We start from the raw sequence: 24,987 nt of genomic DNA, 5'->3' as shown, positions 1-24,987 counted from the left end.
TGTTGGTCATGGACTCCTGGATCGCACCGGTGCTGCCGACGCTGCCCCGCCCCGCCGCCGGCGTCGCGCCGCTCGCCCTGTTCGACTCGGCGCGCCGGGAGATCGCACCCGTGGAGCTCGATGGGCGGCCCGCGACGATGTACGTCTGCGGGATCACGCCGTACGACGCCACGCACCTGGGGCATGCGGCCACGATGATCGCGTTCGACCTGGCCAACCGGGTGTGGCGGGACGGCGGGCACGACGTGGACTACGTCCAGAACGTGACCGACGTCGACGATCCGCTGCTGGAGCGGGCCACCCGGGACGGCGAGGACTGGGTGGTGCTGGCGATGCGGGAGACGGCGCTGTTCCGGGAGGACATGGAGGCGCTGCGGATCGTGCCGCCGAAGCGGTACGTCGGGGCGGTGGAGTCCATCCCGCAGATCGCCCGGAAGGTGGCCGCGCTCATCGCCTCGGGCCATGCGTACACGCTCGAGGACGGTACCGGCGACGTGTACTTCTCGGTGGCCACGGCGCCGGCGTTCGGTACCGAATCCAATCTTTCCAGGACCGAGATGCTCCGGCTGGCCGCCGAGCGCGGGGGCGACCCGCAGCGGCCCGGGAAGCGCGACCCGCTCGACCCGCTGCTGTGGCGCGGGGCCCGCGACGGCGAGCCGGCCTGGAACGGGGGCGAGCTCGGGCCCGGGCGGCCCGGGTGGCACATCGAGTGCACGGTGATCGCGCAGAGCCTGCTCGGCGACACCATCGACGTCCAGGGCGGCGGCAACGACCTGCTGTTCCCGCACCACGAGTGCTCCGCCGCGCACGCCGAGGCGCTGTCGGGCAAGGCGCCGTTCGCGACCCACTACGTGCACGCCGGCATGATCGGGCTCGACGGCGAGAAGATGTCGAAGAGCAAGGGCAACCTGGTCTTCGTCTCGCGCCTGCGCGGGGACGGGATCGATCCGATGGCGGTACGCCTCTCCCTCCTCGCCGACCACTACCGCAACGACCGGATGTGGACCGACGACGTGCTCAAGGCCGGCCAGCAGCGCCTGTCGCGGTGGCGGGAGGCGGCCCGGGCGGGCATCGGCCCGTCGGGCGCGGAGCTCGTCGCCCAGCTGCGCGAGCGGCTCGCCGACGACCTCGACGCGCCCGGTGCGCTGGCCGCCGTCGACGCCTGGGTGGACGCGACGCTCGCCGACGCCGGCGACGACCGCGAGGCCCCGGCCATCATGGCCACCGCGGTCGACGCGCTGCTGGGTATCAAGCTCTAGACCGCGACGGGTTCTTCGATTCCGGCCACCTGTCGGACGGTGGCCGGCCTCGAAGGGCTCCGCAGCAGCCGCTCGTGGGCGTACTCGCAGATGACCGCGTGCTCGTAGACGGCCCGCGGGACCTCCAGGCGGCTGTCGACCCGCAGCGCGACCCCCGCCGGTGCCCAGGTCCGGAACACCGGGTCGCCGGTCAGGTCGGCGAGCACCGCGAGCAGGTGCGTGTCGAGGCGCAGCGAGTGTACGGCCCGCCGGTACTCCGCCGCGCTCAAGCACAGCGCGAACGGGATGTTCATCAGGCACAGCGCCGACTGGATGTCGAGCCTGACGATCCGGCGGGTGCGTGGCTCGGCGTCGATGGGGCCGACGGTGAGCATCGTGGTGTCCAGCGGCTTGTGCAATGCCCCGTGGTCTTGCAGCACCTTGAAGACGTTGAGGTCGTGCTCGATGACGGCGCGGTTGCCGAGCTCCCTGATGGACCGCGGCCGGAGCGTCACTTCGTGCGCTCCCGTGTTGCGCGCGATGAACGCCAGCAGGTTGGTCTCGATGATGAAGTGCCGGATCAGCAGCTCACCCGCGGCCGGGCTGACGAAGCGGCGCAGGAACCACACGCAGAGCGCGTCCATGAGCCCGTGCGCGGTGAGCCGCATCGGCACGAACCGCCGGACCACCCGGATGATCGCGACGAGCGCGTTGCCGATCGGGCGCAGCACCGGGTACACCCACTGCCGCGACCACGACCGCTGGTCGGCGAGCACGAGCCGCAGCGTCGCCGGGTCGATCGGCTCGCGGGCGGCGAGCTCGTCCCAGATGCCGTCGTCGGCGGAGCTCATCCGATTTCCTCGAGTTGCAGCGCGTACAGCCGGGCGGTGATCCGAGCCGTGCGCACGATCGCGTCGACGTCGCCGGGCCGGGTGACCGCGAGGAGCTTGTGCAGCTCGCCGACGTGCTCGGCGTCGTGCTCCCCGTGGTACCGCAGAAACGACACCTGGCCCTCGCCCAGCCCCAGCCGGTCCTGCAGCATGCGCGCCCACCCGAGCGCCTTGGCGGTGCCGAGCCCCTCGATCACGAACATCGCCCCGAGCAGGTCGACGGGATCGGGCTGCGAGGCCTGCTGCAGGATGAACGCCGACAGCGCCTCGGAGCCCGCGTTCTTGCGGCCGTCCCGGATGCCGGTCCCGCCGGCCGCGGCGTGGTCGCGTTCGAGGAGCAGGAAGTCCCGGTGCTCCTCGGCGGCGTGCAGGATCGCGGCGCTGCGCAGCTCGAAGCGCTCGGCCGAGAAGTTGGAGGCGGCCCGGGAGATCCAGCGGCCGCCCTCGACGACCTGCTGGCGGAGGTGCAGCAGCAGCGTGCGGTAGTCCTGGACGGTGGCGGTGCCGTCCTCGATCCGCCGCACGATCGGCACCCGGGCGAGGCGCTCCTCGAACTCGCTCCAGACGGTGGCCAGGTCGCTGAGCAGCTGGTTCGGCGCGACGCAGGTGAGCAGCGCGAACGCCATGGTGAACCGCCCGGATTCGGGTACCGCGAGCAGGATCCGCTCGCCGGGCTGGAACCGCTGCGTGCGCCACGCCTCTTCGAGCATCACGAAGATGCTGGCCGCGCCGGTGTTTCCGCAGGTCGCGAGGTTGCTGAAGGCGATTCCCGACAAATCCGGAATTTCCTGAAATATCCGGTTTCGGAAGGTCTCCGCCGACCAGTGGATCAGCGCGTGATCGATCGTGCTGAGATCGACCAGCTCGCGCGCCTGCTGGACGCCGAGGCGCACGAGCGAGGGCAGCGCCGCGACGTCCTGGCGCAGCCGCAGCAGCCCCGCGGCCTCGGCGGCGGCCGCGGACGGCGCGTCGAGCCAGCCCTCGCCGGCCCGCATGCAGGCGGGCCGCTCGTGCGCGTACGACACGCTGCGCACCCACTCGACCCGCAGGCTCGGCCGGTCCGCCCGGGGCTGGTCGCTCAGCACCACCGCGCCCGCGCCGTCCGACAGCGTCCAGCGCAGGAACTCCGCGTCCGCGGTCGTGCGGCCGCCGGCGGCGAAGCGCGGCTCGGCCAGGACCCGGCTGACCAGCTCCGAGCCGACCACCGCGGCCCGCGCGTGCTCGCCGAGCGCGACGGCGGCCGCGGCGGACTTCAGCGCGGCCAGCCCCGACGCGCACACGCCGCCGGCGCTGAGCAGCTCCATCGGGCCGCCGCCGACGCGGCCGTGGACCATGGCGGCGAAGCCCGGCACGAGCTGGTCGCCCATCGTGGTACCGGTGGCGAGCATGCCGATCTCGTCCATCGCCAGGCCGGCGTCCTTCACCGCCCGGCCGACCGCCTCCGCGGCCAGTTCCTCGTTGCTCGCCCCCGTCCCGGTCGCGTAGTGGCGCTGCCGGATGCCGTTCGCCGCGAGCACCCGCGCGCGGCGCCGGGCCGTGGCCGGGTCGGTTCCGCCCAGGTGCGCCGCGATCTCATCGTTGCCGACCGGCGCGCCCGGCAGGTAGGCACCGCACCCCGTGATGTACACCGCTGACGTCTGTCCCATGAGGACCATTCAGCCCGGTCGACCGGCCCCGGCGGATCCGCTCGGCGACTCAGGCCGCGTGAGTCGGGGTACCTATGTCGGGTGTGTGCGTCGTGTGGGTGTTCCGGCTTTTGACACTACACCTATGAGATAAATTCACGTTTTCCCGGCCACGCTGCGCGTTTTCACGTCACGGTCCGTAGGAACTCCAGCAGGCGCGCCGTGGCCGGCGGGTCCGGGGGTGTACCGTACGCCGCCACACTCACCCGCCGCCCGCCACCCTCCAGCGGCACCGTCGCCACCGCCGGCGAGCGGTGCGCCCGCAGCGCCAGATCCGGCAGGATCGTCACCCCCAGCCCCGCCGCGACCAGCGCCTGCACCGCCACGTAGTCGTCGGTGGTGAACGCGATGTCCGGCGTGAACCCCGCCGCCGCGCACCGGTGGACCAGGCTCTCCCGGCACCGCTCGCACCCCGCGATCCAGCGCGCCTTCGCGAAATCAACAAGCTTCCCCTCCCGGCCGGGCTGCGTCACGAGGTGCAGGCCCTCGGTGAACAGGGGTGTCAGCCGTACCGCATCCGGCTCCGAAGCCGTCCCGTAGTCGAACACCACGGCCAGGTCGGCGTCGCCGGAGCGCAGCAGCTGCAGCGCCGAGGGCGGCTCGGCCTCCACGAACTGCAGCTCCACGTCCGGATGGTCCTGCGTGAACCGGGCGGCGGCGAGCGGTACGAACGAACCCAGGGCCGACGGGAAGGCCGCCAGCCGCACCCGTCCCGCCCGCAGCCCGCTGTGCTCGGCGAGCTCCTCCTCGGCGGCCGCGAGCCGGCCCAGGATCTCCTCGCCCCGCTCGGCCAGCAGCATCCCGGCCGGCGTCAGCCGCACCCCGCGCCCGACCCGCTGCACGAGCTGCGCCCCGGTCTCCACCTCGAGGCGGGCCAGGTGGTGGCTGACCGACGGCTGCGCATAGTGCAGCGCCTCGGCCGCCGCCGTGACCGTCCCGTGCCGCGCCACCGCCACCAGCACCCGCAACCGCGTCAGATCCAGCATTCATCAATCGTGTCTATAGGTTTCATGATTTACAAGCATTGGACCAATCGTTCGTACCGCGAGATGCTCCGTCCATGCTCACGATGCGCGACGTGCTCCAGGCCCGCCGGACCCTCGCCGGCCACCTGCCGCCCACCCCGTCCTGGTCCTACCCGCTGCTCGACGACGCCGCCGGCCGCCGGGTCGTGGTCAAGCACGAGAACGCCCAGCCCACCGGCGCCTTCAAGGTCCGCGGCGCGCTGAACCTGCTCGCCGGCCTCGACGATCTCGGCGAGGAGGTCGTCACCTACTCCACCGGCAACCACGCGCGCGCCATCGCGTACGCGGCCCGCGAGTACGGCCGCAAGGCCACCGTCGTCATGCCCGAGCACGCCGCCGAGCTCAAGGTCCGCGCGGTCGAGGCGCTCGGCGCGACCGTCATCCGGCACGGCGCGAACATGGGCGACGCCGAGGCCCACGCCCGCACCCTGCCCGGCCGGCTGGTCAGCCCCGGCGACGAGCCCGCCCTGATCGCCGGGGTCGCCACGGTGTACGCCGAGCTCCTCGAACGCCACCCCGAGCTCGACACCATCGTGGTCCCGGTCGGCTCGGGCACGGGCGCGGCGGCCGCCTGCCTGGTCGCCGCCGCCCTGGCTCCCGGCTGCCGGGTGATCGGGGTCCAGTCGCAGGCCGCGCCGGCCGCGCACGACTCGTGGCGGTCCGGCACCCTGGTGCACCGCGGCAACACCACCCGCGTCGACGGGCTCGCCACGGGCCGGGGCTTCGCCGCCCCGCAGGAGCTCATGCGCGCCCACCTGGCCGAGTTCGTGCTGGTCGGCGACGACGCGATCGACGAGGCCCGCCGCCTGCTGGCCCGCCGGGCCTGCACCCAGGCCGAGGGCGCGGGCGCGGCGGCCCTCGCCGGCGTGCTGGCCCGCCCGGACCTCATGGGGGCATCGGTGGCCGTCGTGGTCACGGGGGCCAACGCCACCGAATTGGAGCTTGCCCGTTAGGCGCATCGTTCGTACCGTTCGCCGATTTCCGGGCATTCGGGACCCGGCGCACGGCGGGGATCAGGTTACGTCGATCACTACGACACCCCCGGTTCGAAGGAGAGGTCGCCATGACCGGTCCTGAAGAGCGCAGCGCGCCGGCGACTGACCGCAGCCCGTGGAACTGGCTGCTGCTCATCCCCATCGTGCTGCCGCTGCTGACCTTCCTGTTCAACGCCGACGGACCCCGCATCCTCGGCTTCCCCCGGTTCTACTGGCTGCAGCTGGCCTTCATCATCGTCGGCGTCAGCGTCACCACGCTCGTCTACCAGCTGACGAAGAAGAGGTGACCGGCCATGTGGCGTGACCATGTCACCGAGATCGTCGTCTTCGTCATCCTGTTCCTGGCGGTCAGCGCGATGGGCTTCGTCGCGGCCCGCTGGCGCCGTCCCGACAACCTGGCCCACCTCGACGAGTGGGGCCTGGGCGGGCGCAACTTCGGCGGCTGGATCACCTGGTTCCTGGTCGGCGGCGACCTGTACACCGCGTACACCTTCGTCGCCGTGCCCGCCCTGCTGTTCGCCTCGGGCGCGGCCGGCTTCTTCGCCGTGCCGTACACGATCATCATCTATCCGCTGGTGTTCCTGGCCCTGGCCCGGCTCTGGTCGGTGTCGCACCGGCACGGCTTCGTCACCCCGGCCGACTTCGTCCGGGCCCGGTTCCAGTCGCCGACCCTGGCCCTGGTCATCGCCATCACCGGGATCGTGGCGACCATGCCGTACATCGCGCTGCAGCTCGTCGGCATCGAGTCGGTGCTCAAGACGATGGGCGTGACCGGCGCCGGCACCCTGGCCCGGCACCTGCCGATCATCATCGCCTTCGCGATCCTGGCCGCCTACACGTACTCCAGCGGCCTGCGCGCCCCGGCGCTCATCGCGTTCGTCAAGGACATCCTGATCTACGTCGTCATCCTGGTCGCGGTCTTCTACCTGCCGTCCAAGCTCGGCGGCTGGGGCTCGATCTTCGACGCGGCCGACGCCAAGTTCGACAAGACACCGGCGGCCACCGACGGCATCCTGCTCAACGCCGACAACCAGGTCCAGTACTTCACGCTGGCCCTGGGCTCGGCGCTCGCCCTGTTCCTGTACCCGCACAGCATCACCGGCGTGCTCGCCAGCCGGAACCGGGACGTGATCAAGCGGAACATGTCGGCGCTGCCGGCGTACAGCTTCCTGCTCGGCCTGATCGCGCTGCTCGGCTTCGCCGCGATCGCCGCGGGCGTGGTGCCGCTGAAGAACCCCAACGGCACCAACGACAACAACACCGTGGTGCCGCTGCTGTTCGACAAGATCTTCCCGGACTGGTTCGCGGGCGTCGCCTACGCCGCGGTCGGCATCGGCGCGCTGGTCCCGGCGGCCATCATGTCCATCGCGGCGGCGAACCTGTTCACCCGCAACATCTACCGCGAGTACTTCAAGCGCGACGCCACCCCGGCCCAGGAGGCCACGGCGTCGAAGGTGATGAGCCTGCTGGTCAAGTTCGGGGCGCTGCTGTTCGTGGTCTTCATCGACCCGCAGTTCTCCATCGACCTGCAGCTCATCGGCGGCGTGATCATCCTGCAGACGCTGCCGGCCGTGGCCCTGGGCCTGTTCACCCGCTGGTTCCACCGCGGCGCGCTGATCGCGGGCTGGGTCGCCGGCATGGGGCTGGGGCTGTGGATGCTGTACCAGGTGGTCAACCCGACCACGAAGCGGCACTTCGCCGGCTCCGCGTTCCCGCTCAGCGAGTGGGGCTTCGACACCAAGAAGACCATCTACGTCGGCTTCGTCGCCGTCCTGGTCAACCTGGTGGTCGCGGCCATCGCGACGCTGATCCTGCGGGCCGCCTCCACCCCGGACGGCGGCGACGACACGACCCGCGACGACTACTTCGCCGACGAGGGCGACCCGCGCGTCTCCGACACCCCGACGTCCCCGGCCCCGGCCACCACCGCGGCCCCGGACCCGATCACCTGACCCGTACCACCTGAGGTCTACCCCAGCGCCAGCCCGGGCTCGTCGTCAGGCAGCCCGGGCCTCGGCGCCGGGATGCGGTACTCCTCGGTCAGCTGCGTCATCGGCCCGGGCCACGCGGCCTGCGCGACCTCGATGACCTTGTGGTCCTCGTCGTAGGCCACGTGCAGCATGACCAGCACCGGGGTGTCGGGCCGGATCTGCAGCAGCTCGGCCTCCTCGCGCGAGGGCAGCCGGGCGCTGACCTGGTCCCGCGCGGCGGCGTAGCGGCGGCCCAGCTCCTCCTCGACCTCCTGGTACAGCGGGCGGTCGAACACGTCCGGCCGCTCGATCGACGTCCCGCGCACGTCGTTGGGCCGGAACCAGGAGGCGCCGACCTCGACGGGGGAGTCGCCGGTGCGCACCAGGTGCCGGCGCACGAGCAGCGGGGCGCCCGGGTCGAGCCCGAACGCCTCGGCCACCTCGGCCGGCGCGGGCAGTTGCGCGACGATCATGAGATGCTGCCGGTACCGTGCCGCGAGCTCGGCGTGGTAGCCGCGCTGGGAGCCGTACCGGCCGCGGGACAGCCGGTTCATCCGCCGCTTGGTGCCGCGCACGAACGTCCCCGAGCCGGGCCGGGTGATCAGCAGGCCCTCGATGCGCAGCTGGTCGATCGTGCGCTGGACGGTCTGCTTGGCCACCCCGTACTGCGCGGCGAGGGCCGGGATCGACGGCAGCCGCTCGCCGGGCGCCCAGTCGCCGCGCTGGATCTGCGCGCGGATCTGCGCCCCGATCTGCCGATGCGGAAACTCCGCCGCCCCCGGATTGATCGTCATGGCCAAAACCTAGCCTCCTAGGACGATCAATGCAATATGTATCGACAAACGTCAACCCTTGACAGAACCGTCGACGGAGGCGGATTCTCGCTCGCAAGACCGGATGGCGGTCCGGGCCACGTGCTCCCCGGGAGGGAACTGTGTCCCTGCGCCTGTTGGTCATTCCTGTGCTCGTCGCGGCCGGCGTGCTCGCCGCGCCCGCCCCGAAAGCGCATGCCGACGACAAAGCGGCCGACCAAGCCGCATTGGCCGCCGCCAACATCTGCAACAAGTACTGCGACGGCCGCGACACCGCGCTCGCCCCCACGGACCGGGCGTCGGTCAGCGCGTCGCTGTACGGGCGCCGGTTCACGATCCACGTCAACGACACCGACGCGATGATCTGGGGCGCCCTCGACGGCGGCCAGGCCGGCGACGAGATCTGGCTGGACCGCTCCTTCGACGGGGGCCGGACCTGGGTCGACAGCCGCATCGGCGACAGCGTCGTCGCGGCCGGCGGCACGAGCGTGCGGACCCGGCAGTACAACGTCGACAACTGGGCCACCAACGGCGTCGGGGCGCTGCGCGCGTGCGGCAAGGCGGGGGACCGGCCCGAGCTCGTCTGCTCGGCGTGGGCGCGCAGCACCTGGAACGCCTGGGACCGGCGCACGGCGGCGGCGACGGCGCTGATGATGCAGTACAACACCGGGACCGGGCTCTTCGGCAACGAGGCCTGGTGGACCAGCGCGAACGCGCTCACCGCGATCATCGACAACGCCCGCCGGTCCGGGATGGGCAGCTACCGGTACGCGATCGCCACCACCTACGACAAGCAGCTGAACTCGCGGCTCGGGCAGTTCCGCAACGAGTACCTCGACGACACCGGCTGGTGGGCGCTCGCCTGGGTCGACGCCTACGACCTGACCGGCGACAGCCGCTACCTCAACACGGCCCGGGCCGGCGCCGACCACATGTTCGCCTACTGGGACACCCGCTGCGGCGGCGGTGTGTGGTGGAAGACCGACCGCACCGTCAAGAACGCCATCGAGAACAGCCTGTACATCCAGCTCAACGCGGCCCTGTCCAAGCGCATCGCGGGCGACACCGTGTACCGGGCGCGGGCCCAGGCCGGCTGGGCCTGGTTCCAGACGACGGGCATGCTCAACGGCCAGAACCTCGTCAACGACGGCATCAACCTGAGCACCTGCCGCAACAACGGCAACGTGACCTGGACGTACAACCAGGGCGTCCTGATCAACGCGCTGGTCCAGCTCAACCGCCTCACCGGCGACGCGGCCGCCCTGGCCACCGCGCGGCGCATCGGCGACGCGCTGACCACGAGCACGTACCTGTCCCCGAACGGCATCCTGCGCGAGCCGAACGAGAGCAGCACCTGCTCCGACGACGGCTCGTCGTTCAAGGGCGCCGCGGTGCGCGGCCTCGGCGCCCTGAACACGGTCGCCGGCGGCGTCTACAACACCTACCTGAAGCGCAACGCCGACAGCGCCTACGCCAACGACCGGGACACCATCGACGCGTACGGCAGCCACTGGGCCGGCCCCCGCACCGTCACCAGCCACAGCTGCCAGCACAGCGCCCTGGACCTGCTCAACGCCGCGCCCTGATCCCAGGGCGATCCCTAGGCGGTGCACAGGACGTAGAGGTCGTCCACGTTCACCCAGGACACGCTGGAGTAGAGCGAGGTCATGACCAGCCGGATGAACACGGTGCGGCCGCCGGCGGCGAACCCGGGGGAGGTGAGGTTGTGGTACCCGCCGTCGTGCTCGTTGCCGATCGCGGCCTTGGTCGTGATGTAGGTCCAGGTCGCGGCGTCGATGACCTCGATCTGGTACCAGACCTCGGCGTGTGCCTTGTCGCCCCAGATCGTGTCGACGGCCATGCGGGCGGTGCAGCGCGGGTACGTCGCCGGGATCCGCACCGAGCGGCCGATCGAGACCCAGGTCTCGGTGCCCGTGGAGGAGAGGTGCGCGAACTGCGTCCCGGTGTTCGCCGACGGCGGGTCGTAGGGCTGCAGGTAGCTGTGGCGGACGCCGGGGCCGGCGCCGTCGGGGAACCAGCGGTCCGCGGCGGCGCTCGACGCGGTGTCCTCGAACGAGTCGCTGATGGTGAACGCCGGGGCGGCGTGGGCGGAGGCCGGGGCGACAGCAATACCGGCCCCGAACACAAGAGCGGCGACGGCGGTGCGCAGCATCATGCGCGGACGGTAGGAACACGGCGGCGGCGGGGTCAACGCGGATGCGTCGGCCACCGCCGCCACCAAGGACGGGCCTGCGAAAGTTACTTGGCGTTGAAGTACGACGCGTCCGGGTGGTGCACGATGATCGCGTCCGTGGCCTGCTCCGGAACCAGCTGGAACTCCTCCGACAGGGAGACGCCGATGCGGTCCGGGCGGAGCAGGGCCACCGTCTTGGCGCGGTCCTCCAGGTCGGGGCAGGCCGGGTAGCCGAAGCTGTACCGGCAGCCGCGGAAGTCGGTGCGCAGCAGGCCGTCGAGGTCCTTGGGGTCCTCGTCGACCATCGGCCGGCCGTCGGGCAGGACGAGCTCCTCGCGGACGCGGCGGTGCCAGTACTCCGCGAGGGCCTCGGTCAGCTGCACGGACAGGCCGTGCACCTCGAGGTAGTCGCGGTAGGCGTTCTCGGCGAACAGCTTCGCGGTGTAGTCCGAGACCGGCTGGCCCACGGTGACGAGCTGCATGCCGATGACGTCGAGCTCGCCGGAGTCGCGCGGCTTGAAGAAGTCGGCGATGCACAGGCGGCGGTCGCGGCGCTGGCGCGGGAAGGAGAAGCGGGCCTGCTCGGCGTGGCCGTTCTCGTCGAGCACGACGAGGTCGTTGCCCTCCGAGTAGCACGGGAAGTACCCGTAGACGACCGCCGCTTCGAGGACCCGGTCGGAGGCGAGGCGGTCCATCCAGTACCGCAGCCGGGGCCGGCCCTCGGTCTCGACGAGCTCCTCGTAGGAGGGGCCGCCGCTGCCGCCGCGGGTGCCGCGCAGGCCCCACTGGCCGAGGAAGGTGGCCCGCTCGTCGAGCAGGGCCGCGTACTCGGCGAGCTGGATCCCCTTGACGACGCGGGTGCCGTAGAACGGCGCGGCCGGCACCGGCACGTCGTAGGCGATGTCCGACTTCACCGAGGCGTCGTCCAGGGCCGGCAGGTCCTCGCGGACCTCGACGGTGCGGGCGCGGCGCTCGCGGCGGGCGGCCAGCGCCGCCTCCCGCTCGGGGTCGATCACCGGGGCGCCGCCGCGCTTGGCCGTCATGACGCGGTCCATGAGGGAGAGGCCCTCGAAGGCGTCGCGGGCGTAGTGCACGTCGCCGTGGTAGATCGCGTTGAGGTCGTCCTCGACGTAGGCGCGGGTGAGGGCGGCCCCGCCGAGCAGGACCGGCCAGCGCTCGGCGACCCCGCGGGCGTTCATCTCCTCCAGGTTCTCCTTCATGATCACCGTGGACTTGACGAGGAGGCCGGACATGCCGATCGCGTCGGCCTGTTTCTCCTCGGCGGCCTCGATGATCGCGGAGATCGGCTGCTTGATGCCGATGTTGACGACCTCGTACCCGTTGTTGGACAGGATGATGTCGACGAGGTTCTTGCCGATGTCGTGGACGTCGCCCTTGACGGTGGCCAGCACGATGCGGCCCTTGCCGGCGTCGTCCTCGGACTTCTCCATGTGCGGTTCGAGGTAGGCCACGGCGGTCTTCATGACCTCGGCGGACTGCAGCACGAACGGCAGCTGCATCTGGCCGGAGCCGAACAGCTCGCCGACGGTCTTCATGCCGTCCAGCAGCGTGTCGTTGATGATCGACAGCGCGGACTGCCCGGTCAGGGCCTCGTCCAGGTCGGCCTCGAGGCCGTTGCGCTCGCCGTCGATGATCCGCCGCTTGAGCCGCTCGTCCAGCGGCAGCGCGGCGAGCTCCTCGGCGCGGGAGGCGCGGGCGGAGGCGACGTCGACGCCCTCGAACAGCTCGATGAACCTCTGCAGCGGGTCGTAGCCCTCGCGGCGGCGGTCGTACACGAGGTCGAGCGCGACCTGGCGCTGCTCCTCCGGGATCCGGCTCATCGGCAGGATCTTCGAGGCGTGCACGATCGCGCTGGTCAGCCCGGCCTCCTGGCACTCGTGCAGGAAGACCGAGTTGAGCACCTGGCGGGCCGCGGGGTTGATGCCGAACGACACGTTGGAGATGCCCAGCGTGAAGTTGATGCCGGGGTACAGCCGGGTGATCTCCCGGATCGCCTCGATCGTCTCGATGCCGTCCCGGCGGACCTCCTCCTGGCCGGTGGTGATCGGGAAGGTCAGGCAGTCCACGAGGATGTCGGAGACGTGCATGCCCCACCGGCCGGTGAGGTCGTCGATGAGCCGGGCCGCGACCCGGACCTTCCACTCGGCGGTGCGGGCCTGGCCCTCCTCGTCGATGGTCAGCGCCACGACGGCCGCGCCGTGCTCCTTGACCAGCGGCATCATCCGCGCGTAGCGGGAGCCGGGGCCGTCGCCGTCCTCGAAGTTGACCGAGTTGACGATGCAGCGCCCGCCGAGCATCTCCAGGCCGGCCGCGATGACCTCGGGCTCGGTCGAGTCGAGCATGATCGGCAGGGTGGAGGCGGTGGCGAACCGGCCGGCCAGCTCGCGCATGTCCTGGGCGCCGTCGCGGCCGACGTAGTCGACGTTGAGGTCGAGCATGTGCGAGCCGTCGCGGGCCTGCTGGCGGGCGATCTCCACGCAGGTCTGGTAGTCCCCGGCGAGCATCGCCTCGCGGAAGGCCTTGGAGCCGTTGGCGTTGGTCCGCTCGCCGACCATGAGCACGCTGGCGTCCTGGTGGAACGGCACGTGGTGGTAGATGCTGGCGATGCCCGGCTCGAGCTGCGGGGTGCGCCCGACCGGGTGCTGGGCGCCGAGCTTGCGGGCGACCGCGTTGATGTGCGCCGGCGTCGTACCGCAGCAGCCCCCGACGAGCCCCGCGCCGTAGTCGAGCACGAAGCGCTGCAGCGCCTCGGCGAGCTCGTCCGGCGTCAGCGGGTAGTAGGCGCCGTTCGCGGTCAGCTGGGGCAGGCCCGCGTTCGGCATGACCGACACGGGGATCCGGGCGTGCTGGGCGAGGTACCGCAGATGCTCGCTCATCTCGGCGGGCCCGGTCGCGCAGTTGAGCCCGATGAGGTCGATGCCGAGCGGCTCCAGGGCGGTGAGCGCGGCGCCGATCTCGGAGCCGAGCAGCATGGTGCCGGTCGTCTCGACGGTGACGTGGCAGATGATCGGCACCGTGATGCCGGTGGCGGTGAACGCGCGCTGGGCGCCGATGATCGCCGACTTGGTCTGCAGCAGGTCCTGGCAGGTCTCGATGATCAGCGCGTCGGCGCCGCCCTCGATGAGCCCGGCCGCGTTGTCGAAGTAGGCGTCGCGCAGCGCGTCGAACGGCGCGTGCCCGAGGGTCGGCAGCTTGGTACCGGGGCCGATCGAGCCGAGCACGAAGCGGGGCCGGTCCGGCGTACTGTGCGCGTCGGCCGCCTCGCGGGCCAGCCGGGCGCCGGCCTGGGACAGCTCGCGGATGCGCGACTCGATCCCGTACTCGCCGAGGTTGGCGAGGTTGGCCCCGAACGTGTTGGTCTCGACCGCGTCGGATCCGGCCGCGAAGTACTCCTCGTGGACCCCCCGCACGACGTCGGGGCGGGTCACGTTGAGCACCTCGTTGCAGCCCTCGTGGCCCTCGAAGTCGTCGAGGGTCAGTTCGGCCGCCTGCAGCATGGTGCCCATCGCGCCATCGGCGAGGAGCACCCGCTCAGCGAGCGTCTTGAGGAGATCCGGCATACCCCAAAGGCTATCGGGCCCCGGGCGCCGAATCTGCCTCGGGCTTGCGCGATTCCCGCCACGTATCGGAACGCAGCTCCCGCTGGCTGGGAACCTCCGAGCTCAGACCGTCACTGCCGGCGTCACTTTTGGGGGCCGGCTCGACGGCCGGCGCCTCCTCGTGCGGTACCCGCCAGAAGACGGCGGCGACGAACACGAGCCCGATCACCATGATCAGCAACGGGGTGACCGAGCCGGTCGGCGGGTGCCACTCGCCGACCAGCGGGTTGAACCAGCCGACCCCGGCGTTGTTGGGCAGGCCGCGCTGCCAGCGCACCATCGCCCAGACGAGCAGCACGAGGTGGATCGGCAGCAGGAAGACGACCATCGTGCGGGTCAGCGACCGCACGTGGTCCGCGGTGAACAGCCGGCGTTCGAGGGTCCACGCGGCCAGCAGGGGCAGCCCGGCCAGCAGCGGCAGCATGTACCGCCCGTTGATGATGAAACCGGTCATGTTGGCCTGGCTCACCTGCAGCATGCCGGGCAGCGCGACGCCGCCGAGCAGGATGACCAGGTACCGCCAGCGGGTGGTCCAGTCGCCGAAGATCCCGCCCAGGAAGACCAGGCCGCCGACCAGCAGCGCCCAGACGACGTAGAACGGGGCCCACATGAGCACGTCGAACCAGCCGGCCACGCCGATCATGCCCTCGATGTACACCCACCAGCTGTTCACGTAGATCGCGATGGCCTCGCCGGTCTTGTACGAGTACAGGCCGGGCGGCGGCGGCACCAGCTCGCCGGTCTTCATCCCGACGATCCAGGCGGCCGAGAGCACCGCGGCCAGCACGACGCCGGCGGTCCAGAGCTTGACGCGCAGCAGCCGCCAGTACTCCCGCAGCCACTTCCACCGCACGGGCACCGCGAGCGCGAAGAAGGCGAACGCGAACCACGCCGGGCCGGCCGAGCGCAGGGTCAGCAGCAGCACGGCGCTGATCCCCAGCAGCGTGATCAGCGGTTTCTTGCGGGCCAGGTCGGGCGGTTCGAGCAGTAACGGGATGCCGGCGGCGAAGAACGCGATCCCGGCCGCGATCTCCACCGAGTTGGGGTTCACGCCGCCGGCCAGGTGGGCCAGCATCGGGGTGGCCACCCCGAGCAGGGCGGCGGCAGCGAGCCCGAACCGGCTCCACCGCAGCAGCGACACGAACGCGGAGGCCAGCAGCGCGGCGCAGATCGCGGAGCTGATCAGCCGGGCCACGACGAGCCCGCCCCAGTTGGGCCAGAGCCGCAGCGGTACCCCCACCGCGAAGTAGTACAGCGGGTTGTACCGCCCGGCGCTGGTCGGCACCTCCTCGACGGGGCCGCCCCGGAGCCCCTCGGCGCAGGCCGCGGACACGTTGGGCTTGAACCCGAAGCACACCGCGTGGGCGTCCATCCCGGCGGGAACGCGCTGGTAGGCGCCCATCCCGTCCTTCAGGAAGGCATCCGGGACGGTCGTCGGCCGGGCGAAGATCTGCCCCGGGTCGAAGGAGGCGACCCCGGCGGCCCGGATGGTGTGCTGGACCTCGTCGGCCGGGCCGTCGAAGGGTGCGGCGAAGCACCAGGCCCCGAAGACGACGAAGAACGCCGTGAAGGCGAGCAGCCAGGACCTGCGTCCGTTTCGCATTCCCGGATGCTATCGGGAGATCTTGAGTCGCCTGTCACTGGGCGTGACATCTCACCCCGGCCTCGTCGCTTTGGGTATCCATTCTCATCTGGGTCCCTCCGCGCGGCCCGCAAGCCAATCCGCGGGCGTCCACGTAGTCTGGGACGCGTGACCGAGTTCGACGGCCTGCCCGTGTTGCGCTCCCCTGTCGCGATTGCCGCGTTCGAAGGGTGGAACGACGCTGCCGACGCGTCGACCGCCGTCGTCGAGCATCTCGAGCAGGAGTGGGGCGCGGAGACCATCGCCTCGCTGGACCCCGAGGACTTCTACGACTTCCAGGTCAACCGGCCGACGGTGGTCATGTCCGAGGGCGAGACCAGGCGCATCGAGTGGCCGACGACCCGCTTCGCGGTGGCGAGCCCGCCCGACGCCGAGCGCGACATCGTGCTCATCCGCGGCATCGAGCCCAGCATGCGCTGGCGGACCTTCTGCGAGCAGGTCCTGGAGGTCTGCCACTCGCTCGAGGTCAGCCGGGTCGTGCTGCTGGGGGCCCTGCTCGCCGACGTGCCGTACACGCGGCCCCTGCCGGTGAGCGGCTCGGCCCCGTCCGGCGCCTCGTCGGAGACCATCGAGCGGCTGGGCCTGATCCCGACCCGCTACGAGGGCCCCACCGGCATCGTGGGCATCCTGCACGACGCCTGCGTGCGCGCCGACCTGGAGGCGGTGTCGTTCTGGGTGCACGTGCCGCACTACGCGAACAACCCGCCGTGCCCGAAGGCGACGCTGGCGCTGCTGCACCGCCTCGAGGAGATCCTGGACCTGCCGGTGCCGACCGGCGACCTGGCCAAGGAGTCCGCGGAGTGGGAGGAGCGGCTCAAGCAGGCCGCCGAGCAGGACCCGGAGCTGGCCGAGTACGTGCGGGAGCTGGAGGACCGCTCCGGCGACGCGGGGCTGCAGCCGCTGTCCGGCGACGAGATCGCGCAGGAGTTCGAGAAGTACCTGCGCCGCCGCGGAGGCCAGGCCGGGCCGTCCGCGACGGGCGCCTGGTAGTCAGTCCTGCACGTACGTGCTCAGGAAACGGCCCAGCCGGGTCACCGCGTCCTCCAGGTCCGCCACGCGCGGCAGCGTGACGATGCGGAAGTGGTCCGGCTGGTGCCAGTTGAACCCGGTGCCCTGCACGACCAGGACCTTCTCCGCCTTGAGGAAGTCCAGGGCGAAGCGCAGGTCGTCCTTGATCGGGTGCACCTCGGGGTCCAGCCGCGGGAACATGTAGAGGGCCCCCTGCGGCTTCACGCACGACACGCCCGGGATCTCGTTGAGCATCTTCCACGCCACGTCGCGCTGCTCCAGCAGGCGCCCGCCCGGCAGGATCAGATCATTGATCGACTGGTACCCGCCGAGCGCCGTCTGCACCGCGTGCTGCGTCGGCACGTTCGGGCACAGCCGCATGTTCGCCAGGATGTCCAGGCCCTCGATGTAGCTGGTGGCGTGCGCCTTCGGCCCGGCCAGGACCATCCAGCCGGTGCGGAAGCCGGCCACCCGGTACGCCTTGGACAGCCCGTTGAACGTGATCGTGAACAGGTCCGGCGCGACGGCCGCGGTCGACACGTGCTCGGCGCCGTCGAACAGGATCTTGTCGTAGATCTCGTCGGAGAACACGATCAGGTCGTGCCGGCGGGCCACCTCGGCGATCCGCTCCAGCATCTGCCGGTTGTACACCGCGCCGGTCGGGTTGTTCGGGTTGATGACCACGATCGCCTTGGTGCGCGGCGTCACCTTCGCCGCGAGGTCCTCGACGTCGGGCATCCACTCGTTGGACTCGTCACACACGTAGTGCACCGGCTTGCCGCCGCACAGTGACACCGACGCCGTCCACAGCGGGTAGTCGGGGGAGGGGATGAGCACCTCGTCCCCGTTGTCCAGCAGCGCCTGCAGGGCCATCACGATCAGCTCGGACACGCCGTTGCCGAGGAACACGTCCTCGATGTCGACGCCGCCCACGTCCTTCTGCTGGTAGTACTGCACGACCGCCCGGCGGGCCGACAGCAGGCCCTTGGAGTCGCCGTACCCGTGCGCGGCCGGCAGGTTCAGGATGACGTCCTGCAGGATCTCCTCCGGCGCCTCGAAGCCGAACGGCGCCGGGTTGCCGATGTTGAGCTTCAGGATGTGGTGGCCGTCGGCCTCCATGCGTTTGGCCGCGGCCATGACCGGTCCGCGGATGTCGTAACAGACGTTGGCCAGCTTCGCGGACTGAGTCACCTGCATGCAGGCACCCTACGACTCCCGGCCGAACCCTCTGGTAGCCACTTCCCAGGATGTGGCCCGGCGGCCGACTTCGCTCTCGTGCGGCCCTCTGTACGATTCGCGATAGTTGGGCGGCGAGCCGGGGGAGGGCTTGGTGCAGGGGTTCGGGGATCTGGAAGCGGCACTCATGGAGCTGCTGTGGCGCCGCGAGCGGCCGACCACCGTCCGGGAGGCGCTGACCGAGCTCACCTGGCACCGCGAGCTCGCCTACACCACGGTCATGACGGTCCTGGACACGCTGTACCGCAAGGGCTGGCTGACCCGCGAGCCGGCCGGCCGCGCCTACCGCTACAGCCCGGCGCTGACCCGCGACCAGTACGTGGCCCAGACCATGCACGAGGTCCTCGTCGACAGCGGCGACCGCGTCGAGGCCCTGACCCACTTCGTCGGCCGCATGACCCTGGACGAGGCGGCGGCGCTGCGGGCCGCCCTGAGCACCTACGAGCGCCGGATCGCCGGCCGGTGAGCCCCCTGCTGCTGGTCGCCTTCGGAGCCGTCCTGGCCCTGGCCGGAGCCCCCCGGCTGGCGGCGGCGGGCTGGGTGTCCCGCGCCCCTCGCCTCGGCGTGGCGGCGTGGCTGGCCCTGACCGCGGCCATCCTGTCCTCGGCGCTGCTGGCCGGGATGAGCCTGCTGTTGTACTGGCAGTGCGCCCACGACCTCGCCACCGGCGCCTGGCACCTGTGCCTCGACGCGCTGGCGGGCCGCCACGACGACCACGGCGCCCGGGCGATCGCGCTGGCCGGCCTGGCCGCCCTGCTGCTGCTGGGAGCGCGCGTGGGGCTGGGGGCCGGCCGGCAGTACACGAGCGATCGCACCCTCCGCAGCCGCCTCAGGCTGCTGCTGCGAGCCGCTCCGCCCGAACAGCCGGTCCCCGGCGCGACCGTGATCGCCTACCCGGAGCCGGCCGCGTATCTGGTCCCCGGCCTGCGGCTGCCGGGCCGCCCCGCCGACATCGTGATCACCACCGCGGCCGTGGACCGCCTGGCCGCCGCCGAGTTGTCGGCCGTGCTCGCCCACGAGCGCGGCCACCACGAGGGCCGCCACTTCGAGGCCACCCGCTGGATGCGGATGCTGGCCCAGGCCTTCCCGTGGGCCCGGTGCTTCCGCCTGGGCGCGCGGCAGGTGGACCGCCTGGTGGAGCTGTGCGCCGACGACACCGCGGCCAGGACCGCCCCCCGGCTGGACCTGGCCCGGGCCCTGGCCGCCCTGGCCGGCGCGCGCGGCCCCGCCCCGGACCTGTCCCTGCACGGCGGCGACGCGCTGGAACGCATGCACCGCCTGCTGGACCCGCCCCGCCCGCTGCCGCGCCTGCACCGGGCCGCGATCGCCTCCCTGTGCGGCGCGTCGACGACCGTGCCCCCGTTCCTGGCCGTCCTGGAGCGCTTCGTGGTCGTCTAGTTGCCCGCGATCGAGAGCCCGGGCTCGCCGCCGGTACTGATCTGCGTACCCTGCGCGAAATTGGACTCGAACTGCGCCCGCAGCGCGTCGAGCTCGGAGAACTCGGCACTGTGCACCGACTCACTCCCTTGCGCCGCGAACACGTGATCGGACTCCTCGCTGTCGTGCGAGTAGTTCGTGAAGTCGGTCGACTCGAAGTGCGACCCGTCGGCCCCGGTCATCTCCACATGCCGCCCGGTCTCGAAGTCCGTCGACTCCGCCGCGTTGTGGTCGGCCTCGTACACCCCGAACTGCGACTGGAAGTCCTGCTCGCTGCCGGACGCCTGGTGCAACTGCTCCAGCTCGCCGGACTCGTGCCCCATCTCGAACTCGCCATATTCCGTCATGCCGGGAACACTACTAACCAGCCTCGTAGATCCAATCCCCCTTTCGTGCCAGGCGCGGTCGGGTGTACGAGTCGCGCTAGTACGTGATCTCGAAAAGTCGGGCGCTGGCGCGCCGCGACTTTTCGGACTTATACCCCGACGGGGGATCTGCCCGTTTCGAAGGCCACTCCGGACAAATTTCCCTTCCTGGACCACCGAACGGCAACCAAAGTCAGGCCGGGACCACGCTGATACCGTCCGGTCGCCGCAGGCGGCCGGGAACCATCGGGCGAGGGGCACACATGTGTGGTGCCCATCGGTCCGGCGCATTGCCTTGAAAACGCCGCGGTGAGACACCACGAGGAACGGCCGGAACAGACCGCCGAGCCGGTCCCGCCGCCGGAGGGAGAGACGCCGGACGCGCCGGTCGGCGAGGCTGCGGCGGCCGGGGACACGAGCGGGGCCGGGTGCGGCGGCGAGCGGTACCGTCGGGGGCGTGCGATTCGTGATCATTGGAGCGGGTGCCGTCGGTGGGGTCGTCGCGGGCCGGCTGGCCGGGTCCGGGGCGGACGTGGCGCTCGTCGCCCGCGGTGCGCATCTCGAGGCCATCCGCCGCGACGGGCTGCTGCTGCGCCAGGCGAGCGGCGACTCGGTGCACCGGCTGCCCGCGTACGCCACGCCGGGGGAGGTCGGCTGGCGCCCCGGCGACGTCGCCGTGCTCGCCGTGAAGAGCAACGACACTCAGGGCGTGCTCGAGCAGCTGCCGCGCGACGTGCCCGTGGTGTGCCTGCAGAACGGGGTCGCCAACGAGCGGGCCGCCCTGCGCCTCTTCCCCGACGTGTACGGCATCTGCGTCATGCTCCCCTCCGCCCACCTCGAGCCCGGCGTGGTCGTCGCCCAGTGCGCGCCGGTGCCCGGGATTCTCGACATCGGGCGCGTTCCGGGCGGGACCGACGAGACGGCGCGGGAGATCGCGGCGCGGCTGACCAAGGCCGGGTTCGTGTCCGAGGCGCGCGACGACATCATGCGCAGCAAGTACGCGAAGCTGCTCAAGAACCTCGGCAACGCGGCCGAGGCGCTGTGCGGCAAGGCCGACGGGGTCGACGAGGTCGCGGCCGTGCTCGGGGCCGAGGGGCGGGCGGTGCTGGACGCGGCCGGCATCGGGTACGCCAGCGACGCCGAGGACAAGGCGCGCCGCGGGGACATTCTGCAGCTCGTGCCGGTGGCGGGGGAGACGCGCGGGGGCGGGTCGACGTGGCAGAGCCTGGCCCGCGGTACCGGGGCCGTGGAGGCCGACTATCTCAACGGCGAGATCGTGCTGCTGGCCCGGCTGCACGGCGTGCCGGCGCCGGCGAACGAGACGGCGCGGCGCCTGGTCGTGGCGGCCGCGCACCGCGGTGACGGGCCCGGCAGCATGACCCCGGCCGAGCTCAAGGCCGCGATCGACGCCGCGACACGCTAGACCGCGGGATCGGGCAGAACCCCATGAACGCCGCGCATCCCCCGTCAGGGTATATGTCCGAAGAGTCGCGGCGCGCCAGCGCCCGACTTTTCGTGACCCGCAACCCCGTGAGTTTGCGCACGTGCAAGGCCCAGGACCCGTGAAAAGCACCCGACCCTTGGCAGGATCCACAGCGTGGTGATGCAGGCGGTCCTCTTCGACATGGACGGAACCCTCGTGGACAGCGAGAAGATCTGGGAGGTCGGCCTCAACGAGCTCGCCGCCCACCACGGTCGCCCGCTCTCCGCGCAGGCTCGGCGGGACATGGTCGGCACCAACATGGCCGAGTCGATGCGCATCCTGCACGAGGACCTCGGCCTGCCGCTCACCAAGGAGGCCACCGACTCCAGCGTCGTGTGGCTGGAGGAGCGGGTCAAGGAGCTGCTGCACGGCGGTGTGCCGTGGCAGCCCGGGGCCAGGGAGCTGCTCGGCGCGCTCAAGGCCGCCGGTGTACCCCTGGCGCTCGTCACGGCCACGCACCGGCACCTGGTCGACGTGGCGCTGCTGACCATCGGGGCCGAGCACTTCGACGCCGTCGTGGCCGGGGACGAGGTCGACCAGACCAAGCCGCACCCGATGCCCTATCTCACCGCCGCCGCCATGGTCGGGGCCGAGGCGCGCAACTGCGTCGCGGTCGAGGACTCGCCGAACGGGATCAAGAGCGCGCGGGCGGCGGGGTGCGCCGTGCTGGCCGTACCGTGCGAGGTCGAACTGGATCCGGAGGGTGTCACGCTGGTCGGCTCGCTGCTCGACGTCGACGTGGACTACCTGCGGAAACTGGTGCAATAAAGGACGCCCGCAGCCACAGCGGCCGCGGGCGTCCACCCCCGATAAAAAACCCGACAGAACCGTCAGTCGTGCGCGATCGCCTGCAGGACGTTCACCCGGGCGGCGCGGATCGACGGGAGCACCGCGGCGACCACGCCGACCAGGGCGGCCAGCACGAGGTACGTCGCCATCTGGGTCCACGGGAACGCCATCTGGGTGAAGCCCTCGTCCTTGAGCGCCCGGACCACCGCCGAGCCGAGGCCGACGCCGACGGCCAGGCCGAGCAGGGCGCCGAAGACCGAGATGACGACCGCCTCGACGGTGACCATCCGCATCGTCTGGGCCCGGCGCATGCCGATCGCGCGCAGCAGGCCCAGCTCGCGGGTCCGCTCCAGCACCGACAGGGCCAGGGTGTTGACGATGCCGAGGACCGCGATGAGGATCGCGAGCGCCAGCAGGATCTGGATCATCGTGAGCAGCTGGTCGAACTGGGCCGACTGGGCCGCCACGTACTCGGCGCGGTTGGCCACCGAGACCTCCGGGTTGTCCTTGAGCAGGGTGTCGACCTGCTGCTGGACGCTCGCGACCGACGTGCCGGGGGCGACCTTGAGGTACCCCCACGCCGGCTGCTGGACGCGGAAGTCCGGGATCACGTTGTCCGACACGACGAAGCCGTTGGCCACGTTGCTCTTGGCGTAGATGCCGACGATCGTCACGTGGTGGACCTCGCCGCGGGTGAAGCGCATGTCCACGCTCTGCCCGACGGTGAGGCCGCGGTCCTTGGCCGTGTCCGGGTCGACGATCGCCTGGTCCTTGCCGGTGAACTGCAGCGCGCCGGCCTGCGGCGTGAGCTTGAACATCGAGGCCCAGGCGGCCGCGTCCGGCACCGCGGAGACCGAGCGGCGGTCGGTGCCGATCTGACCGTACTCCCAGTACTCCGGCGAGGCCGCGGTCACGCCCGGAATCTTCGCGGCGGCGGTCATCACGGCCGCGTCGAACGTCGCCGGGCCGTTCTGGTCGCCGTCCCCGGAGATGATCAGGTCGACCGTCACGTCCTTGGCGGCCTGCTCGTTCAGGCTCGACTTGGCCGAGGCGAGGATGACGTTCACGCCGGTGATCAGGGCCAGCCCGACCATCAGCGCGGCCGCGGTGATCGCCGTGCGGCGCGGGTTGCGGCCCGAGTTCAGCCGGCCCAGCTTGCCCGGGACCGACCAGGAGAACAGCCGGCCGAGCAGCCCGACCACCGGCCGGGCCAGCAGCGGGGTGAGCAGCGCGATGCCGATGAACGTGATCAGGACGCCGCCGAGGATCAGCCACAGCGTCGTGTTGCCGCTGCCCTTGCCGGCCAGGCCGAGGCCCAGCAGCGTGCCGCCGGCCGCCCCGACGAACGCCCCGCTGACGGTGAGCTTGGTCAGCGGCCGGTCGGGCGTGGCCACCTCCTGCAGCGCGGCGATGGGCGGGATGCGGCTGGCTCGGAGCGCGGGCAGTACCGCCGCCACGACCGTCACGACCAGGCCCACCACGAACGAGCTGATGACGGCGGTCGCCGGGACGCCGACCGAGGCCAGGGCGACGCCGGTGAGGTTGCCGAAGAGCCAGGCCAGCAGCACCCCGACGCCGACGCCGGCGGCGAGACCCAGCACCGAGGCCACCAGGCCGATCGCGACCGCCTCGATGAGCACCGAGCCGAGCGTCTGGCCGCGGCTGCCGCCGAGGGCCCGCATGAGGGCCAGCTCCCGGGTGCGCTGCGCGACGATGATCGAGAACGTGTTGAGGATCAGGAAGGTGCCGACGAACAGCGCCACCCCGGCGAACCCGATCAGGATGTTGTTGAAGAAGCCGAGCCCTTCCTTGAAGGACTTGCTGGTGGCCGCCTGCATCTGCGCGTTGGTCTGGACCTTGTAGCCGTCGCCGACCGCGGCCGCGATCCGGTCCCGCAGCTGGTCGTCGGTGACCCCGTCGGCGGCCTTGACGTCGACGCTGCTGAAGACGCCCGGCTGGCCCAGCATCAGCTCCTGCGCGACCGGGGTGGTGAACATGACCTCCTGGGCCCCGCCCAGAGAGTCCCGATCGCCCGTGTACCCGAAGATGCCCACGAGCTTGAACGTCTTCTTGGGCTGCAGGGTGAGCACCCCGACGTCGTCGCCGACCTTGATCCCGGCCGCCGTGGCGAGGCCGGCGTTGACCACGATCTCGTTGTCGGCGCTCGGGGCGCGGCCCTCGCGCAGCTTGAGCATGTCGTTCTCGCCGACCCAGTTCTCGCCGATGCGGGGCGGGCCGAAGCTGGTGACGACCTTGCCGTTGGTGCCGACCACGCGCGCGCCGTCGGCGGAGGCCTGGGCGGTCACCCCGGCGACGCCCGGCACCGCCTTGATCTTGTCGACCTCGGCCGCCGCGATCGTCGGAGGGGCGCCCTCGGGTCCGTCGAAGTCGGCCGCGGCCAGCTCCGACTTCTTCGTGACCTGCACGTCGATCCCGGAGTACACCGAGGAGAAGAGGCTGTCGAACGAGCGGCCGAGGGTGTCGGTGAGCACGAACGCGCCCGACACGAACATGACCCCGAGCACGACCGCGAGCCCGGAGAGCACCAGCCGCAGCTTGCGCGACAGCAGGCTCTTGAGGGTGGCCTTCAGCATGGCG

General features: G+C 71.5%; 20 protein-coding genes. 10 read left to right on the top strand and 10 right to left on the bottom strand.

All coding sequences use genetic code 11. The annotated features are described in order from the left end of the window. Positions 1-8 precede the first annotated feature (8 nt). Complete coding sequence (gene mshC / locus ACQPZ4_RS35605) at positions 9-1,259, top strand: cysteine--1-D-myo-inosityl 2-amino-2-deoxy-alpha-D-glucopyranoside ligase (RefSeq protein ID WP_433045709.1); 1,251 nt, start codon at positions 9-11, stop codon at positions 1,257-1,259. On the opposite strand, the gene ACQPZ4_RS35600 is transcribed toward mshC, so the two are convergent. From ACQPZ4_RS35600 to ACQPZ4_RS35590, 3 genes are all read right to left on the bottom strand, one after another. Continuing rightward, the gene (locus tag ACQPZ4_RS35600; protein ID WP_433045706.1) at positions 1,256-2,089 is read right to left on the bottom strand and encodes a DUF6999 family protein; all 834 of its coding nucleotides are present in this window, start codon (positions 2,087-2,089) and stop codon (positions 1,256-1,258) included. The two genes, mshC and ACQPZ4_RS35600, sit on opposite strands and share 4 nt — an antisense overlap. Further along, entirely contained in the window at positions 2,086-3,774 is a 1,689-nt protein-coding gene (locus ACQPZ4_RS35595) for a 3-oxoacyl-[acyl-carrier-protein] synthase III C-terminal domain-containing protein (RefSeq protein ID WP_433045703.1), read from the bottom strand. The genes ACQPZ4_RS35600 and ACQPZ4_RS35595 overlap by 4 nt, the downstream gene beginning before the upstream one ends. Positions 3,775-3,938: 164 nt before the next feature. Next, positions 3,939-4,799: a LysR family transcriptional regulator gene (locus ACQPZ4_RS35590; protein ID WP_433045700.1), complete on the bottom strand. Its 861-nt coding sequence runs from the start codon at positions 4,797-4,799 to the stop codon at positions 3,939-3,941. A 74-nt stretch (positions 4,800-4,873) separates the two neighbouring features. On the opposite strand from ACQPZ4_RS35590, the gene ACQPZ4_RS35585 reads away from it, so the two are divergent. From ACQPZ4_RS35585 to mctP, 3 genes are all read left to right on the top strand, one after another. Then, entirely contained in the window at positions 4,874-5,791 is a 918-nt protein-coding gene (locus tag ACQPZ4_RS35585; protein WP_433045697.1) for a threonine ammonia-lyase, read from the top strand. Positions 5,792-5,901: 110 nt separating this feature from the next. After that, positions 5,902-6,120 (top strand): DUF3311 domain-containing protein, encoded by a 219-nt coding sequence (locus ACQPZ4_RS35580; protein ID WP_433045695.1) that lies wholly within the window; start codon positions 5,902-5,904, stop codon positions 6,118-6,120. 6 nt (positions 6,121-6,126) lie between these two features. After that, positions 6,127-7,785, top strand: a complete 1,659-nt coding sequence (mctP, locus tag ACQPZ4_RS35575; protein WP_433045693.1) for a monocarboxylate uptake permease MctP — start codon at positions 6,127-6,129, stop codon at positions 7,783-7,785. 17 nt (positions 7,786-7,802) lie between these two features. On the opposite strand, the gene ACQPZ4_RS35570 is transcribed toward mctP, so the two are convergent. After that, positions 7,803-8,597 carry a GntR family transcriptional regulator gene (locus ACQPZ4_RS35570; RefSeq protein WP_433045690.1) on the bottom strand — a complete coding sequence of 265 codons (795 nt, stop codon included), beginning with the start codon at positions 8,595-8,597 and terminating at the stop codon, positions 7,803-7,805. A 140-nt stretch (positions 8,598-8,737) separates the two neighbouring features. Between ACQPZ4_RS35570 and ACQPZ4_RS35565 the strand changes: the two genes are divergently transcribed. Continuing rightward, complete coding sequence (locus tag ACQPZ4_RS35565) at positions 8,738-10,201, top strand: glycoside hydrolase family 76 protein (RefSeq protein WP_433045687.1); 1,464 nt, start codon at positions 8,738-8,740, stop codon at positions 10,199-10,201. A gap of 14 nt (positions 10,202-10,215) precedes the next feature. Here ACQPZ4_RS35565 and ACQPZ4_RS35560 read toward each other — a convergent pair whose 3' ends face one another. From ACQPZ4_RS35560 to ACQPZ4_RS35550, 3 genes are all read right to left on the bottom strand, one after another. Continuing rightward, entirely contained in the window at positions 10,216-10,791 is a 576-nt protein-coding gene (locus ACQPZ4_RS35560; RefSeq protein WP_433045684.1) for a hypothetical protein, read from the bottom strand. A gap of 83 nt (positions 10,792-10,874) precedes the next feature. Beyond that, positions 10,875-14,390, bottom strand: coding sequence for a methionine synthase (metH, locus tag ACQPZ4_RS35555; RefSeq protein WP_433045681.1), 3,516 nt, complete (start codon positions 14,388-14,390; stop codon positions 10,875-10,877). 10 nt (positions 14,391-14,400) lie between these two features. Beyond that, positions 14,401-16,032, bottom strand: a complete 1,632-nt coding sequence (locus ACQPZ4_RS35550) for a hypothetical protein (RefSeq protein ID WP_433045678.1) — start codon at positions 16,030-16,032, stop codon at positions 14,401-14,403. A gap of 147 nt (positions 16,033-16,179) precedes the next feature. Between ACQPZ4_RS35550 and ACQPZ4_RS35545 the strand changes: the two genes are divergently transcribed. Then, the gene (locus ACQPZ4_RS35545; RefSeq protein WP_433045675.1) at positions 16,180-17,061 is read left to right on the top strand and encodes a PAC2 family protein; all 882 of its coding nucleotides are present in this window, start codon (positions 16,180-16,182) and stop codon (positions 17,059-17,061) included. Here the strand turns inward: ACQPZ4_RS35545 and ACQPZ4_RS35540 are convergent, their stop codons facing one another. Next, complete coding sequence (locus tag ACQPZ4_RS35540; RefSeq protein WP_433045672.1) at positions 17,062-18,276, bottom strand: pyridoxal phosphate-dependent aminotransferase; 1,215 nt, start codon at positions 18,274-18,276, stop codon at positions 17,062-17,064. Positions 18,277-18,442: 166 nt separating this feature from the next. On the opposite strand from ACQPZ4_RS35540, the gene ACQPZ4_RS35535 reads away from it, so the two are divergent. Beyond that, positions 18,443-18,781 (top strand): BlaI/MecI/CopY family transcriptional regulator, encoded by a 339-nt coding sequence (locus ACQPZ4_RS35535; protein ID WP_433045669.1) that lies wholly within the window; start codon positions 18,443-18,445, stop codon positions 18,779-18,781. After that, positions 18,778-19,713, top strand: a complete 936-nt coding sequence (locus ACQPZ4_RS35530; protein WP_433045666.1) for a M48 family metalloprotease — start codon at positions 18,778-18,780, stop codon at positions 19,711-19,713. Before ACQPZ4_RS35535 ends, ACQPZ4_RS35530 begins: the two co-directional genes overlap by 4 nt. Here ACQPZ4_RS35530 and ACQPZ4_RS35525 read toward each other — a convergent pair. Next, positions 19,710-20,099: a hypothetical protein gene (locus ACQPZ4_RS35525; protein ID WP_433045663.1), complete on the bottom strand. Its 390-nt coding sequence runs from the start codon at positions 20,097-20,099 to the stop codon at positions 19,710-19,712. The two genes, ACQPZ4_RS35530 and ACQPZ4_RS35525, sit on opposite strands and share 4 nt — an antisense overlap. 475 nt (positions 20,100-20,574) lie before the next feature. Between ACQPZ4_RS35525 and ACQPZ4_RS35520 the strand changes: the two genes are divergently transcribed. Together ACQPZ4_RS35520 and ACQPZ4_RS35515 are read left to right on the top strand one after the other, a co-directional pair. Continuing rightward, a complete protein-coding gene (locus tag ACQPZ4_RS35520; protein ID WP_433045660.1) occupies positions 20,575-21,540 on the top strand; it encodes a ketopantoate reductase family protein in 966 nt (321 codons plus the stop codon). A gap of 180 nt (positions 21,541-21,720) precedes the next feature. After that, a complete protein-coding gene (locus ACQPZ4_RS35515) occupies positions 21,721-22,368 on the top strand; it encodes an HAD family hydrolase (protein ID WP_433066800.1) in 648 nt (215 codons plus the stop codon). A gap of 62 nt (positions 22,369-22,430) precedes the next feature. Here the strand turns inward: ACQPZ4_RS35515 and ACQPZ4_RS35510 are convergent, their stop codons facing one another. Next, positions 22,431-24,983, bottom strand: a complete 2,553-nt coding sequence (locus tag ACQPZ4_RS35510) for an ABC transporter permease (protein WP_433045657.1) — start codon at positions 24,981-24,983, stop codon at positions 22,431-22,433. Positions 24,984-24,987 lie beyond the last annotated feature (4 nt).

Origin of the sequence: Dactylosporangium sp. CS-033363 (assembly GCF_050942475.1) — a bacterium.
In the GTDB taxonomy this organism is placed as follows: Bacteria; Actinomycetota; Actinomycetes; order Mycobacteriales; family Micromonosporaceae; genus Dactylosporangium.
This window is presented reverse-complemented; position numbering and strand designations above follow the sequence as displayed.

Excerpts from the sequence above, each read along its gene's own strand:
- ACQPZ4_RS35550 (WP_433045678.1), bottom strand. The coding sequence starts at position 16,032 with ATGCGAAACGGACGCAGGTCCTGGCTGCTCGCCTTCACGGCGTTCTTC.
- ACQPZ4_RS35585 (WP_433045697.1), top strand. The coding sequence starts at position 4,874 with ATGCTCACGATGCGCGACGTGCTCCAGGCCCGCCGGACCCTCGCCGGC.
- mshC (WP_433045709.1), top strand. The coding sequence starts at position 9 with ATGGACTCCTGGATCGCACCGGTGCTGCCGACGCTGCCCCGCCCCGCC.
- ACQPZ4_RS35600 (WP_433045706.1), bottom strand. The coding sequence starts at position 2,089 with ATGAGCTCCGCCGACGACGGCATCTGGGACGAGCTCGCCGCCCGCGAG.
- metH (WP_433045681.1), bottom strand. The coding sequence starts at position 14,390 with ATGCCGGATCTCCTCAAGACGCTCGCTGAGCGGGTGCTCCTCGCCGAT.
- mctP (WP_433045693.1), top strand. The coding sequence starts at position 6,127 with ATGTGGCGTGACCATGTCACCGAGATCGTCGTCTTCGTCATCCTGTTC.
- ACQPZ4_RS35535 (WP_433045669.1), top strand. The coding sequence starts at position 18,443 with ATGGAGCTGCTGTGGCGCCGCGAGCGGCCGACCACCGTCCGGGAGGCG.
- ACQPZ4_RS35525 (WP_433045663.1), bottom strand. The coding sequence starts at position 20,099 with ATGACGGAATATGGCGAGTTCGAGATGGGGCACGAGTCCGGCGAGCTG.
- ACQPZ4_RS35560 (WP_433045684.1), bottom strand. The coding sequence starts at position 10,791 with ATGATGCTGCGCACCGCCGTCGCCGCTCTTGTGTTCGGGGCCGGTATT.
- ACQPZ4_RS35570 (WP_433045690.1), bottom strand. The coding sequence starts at position 8,597 with ATGACGATCAATCCGGGGGCGGCGGAGTTTCCGCATCGGCAGATCGGG.
- ACQPZ4_RS35540 (WP_433045672.1), bottom strand. The coding sequence starts at position 18,276 with ATGCAGGTGACTCAGTCCGCGAAGCTGGCCAACGTCTGTTACGACATC.
- ACQPZ4_RS35515 (WP_433066800.1), top strand. The coding sequence starts at position 21,721 with ATGCAGGCGGTCCTCTTCGACATGGACGGAACCCTCGTGGACAGCGAG.
- ACQPZ4_RS35590 (WP_433045700.1), bottom strand. The coding sequence starts at position 4,799 with ATGCTGGATCTGACGCGGTTGCGGGTGCTGGTGGCGGTGGCGCGGCAC.
- ACQPZ4_RS35580 (WP_433045695.1), top strand. The coding sequence starts at position 5,902 with ATGACCGGTCCTGAAGAGCGCAGCGCGCCGGCGACTGACCGCAGCCCG.
- ACQPZ4_RS35595 (WP_433045703.1), bottom strand. The coding sequence starts at position 3,774 with ATGGGACAGACGTCAGCGGTGTACATCACGGGGTGCGGTGCCTACCTG.
- ACQPZ4_RS35510 (WP_433045657.1), bottom strand. The coding sequence starts at position 24,983 with ATGCTGAAGGCCACCCTCAAGAGCCTGCTGTCGCGCAAGCTGCGGCTG.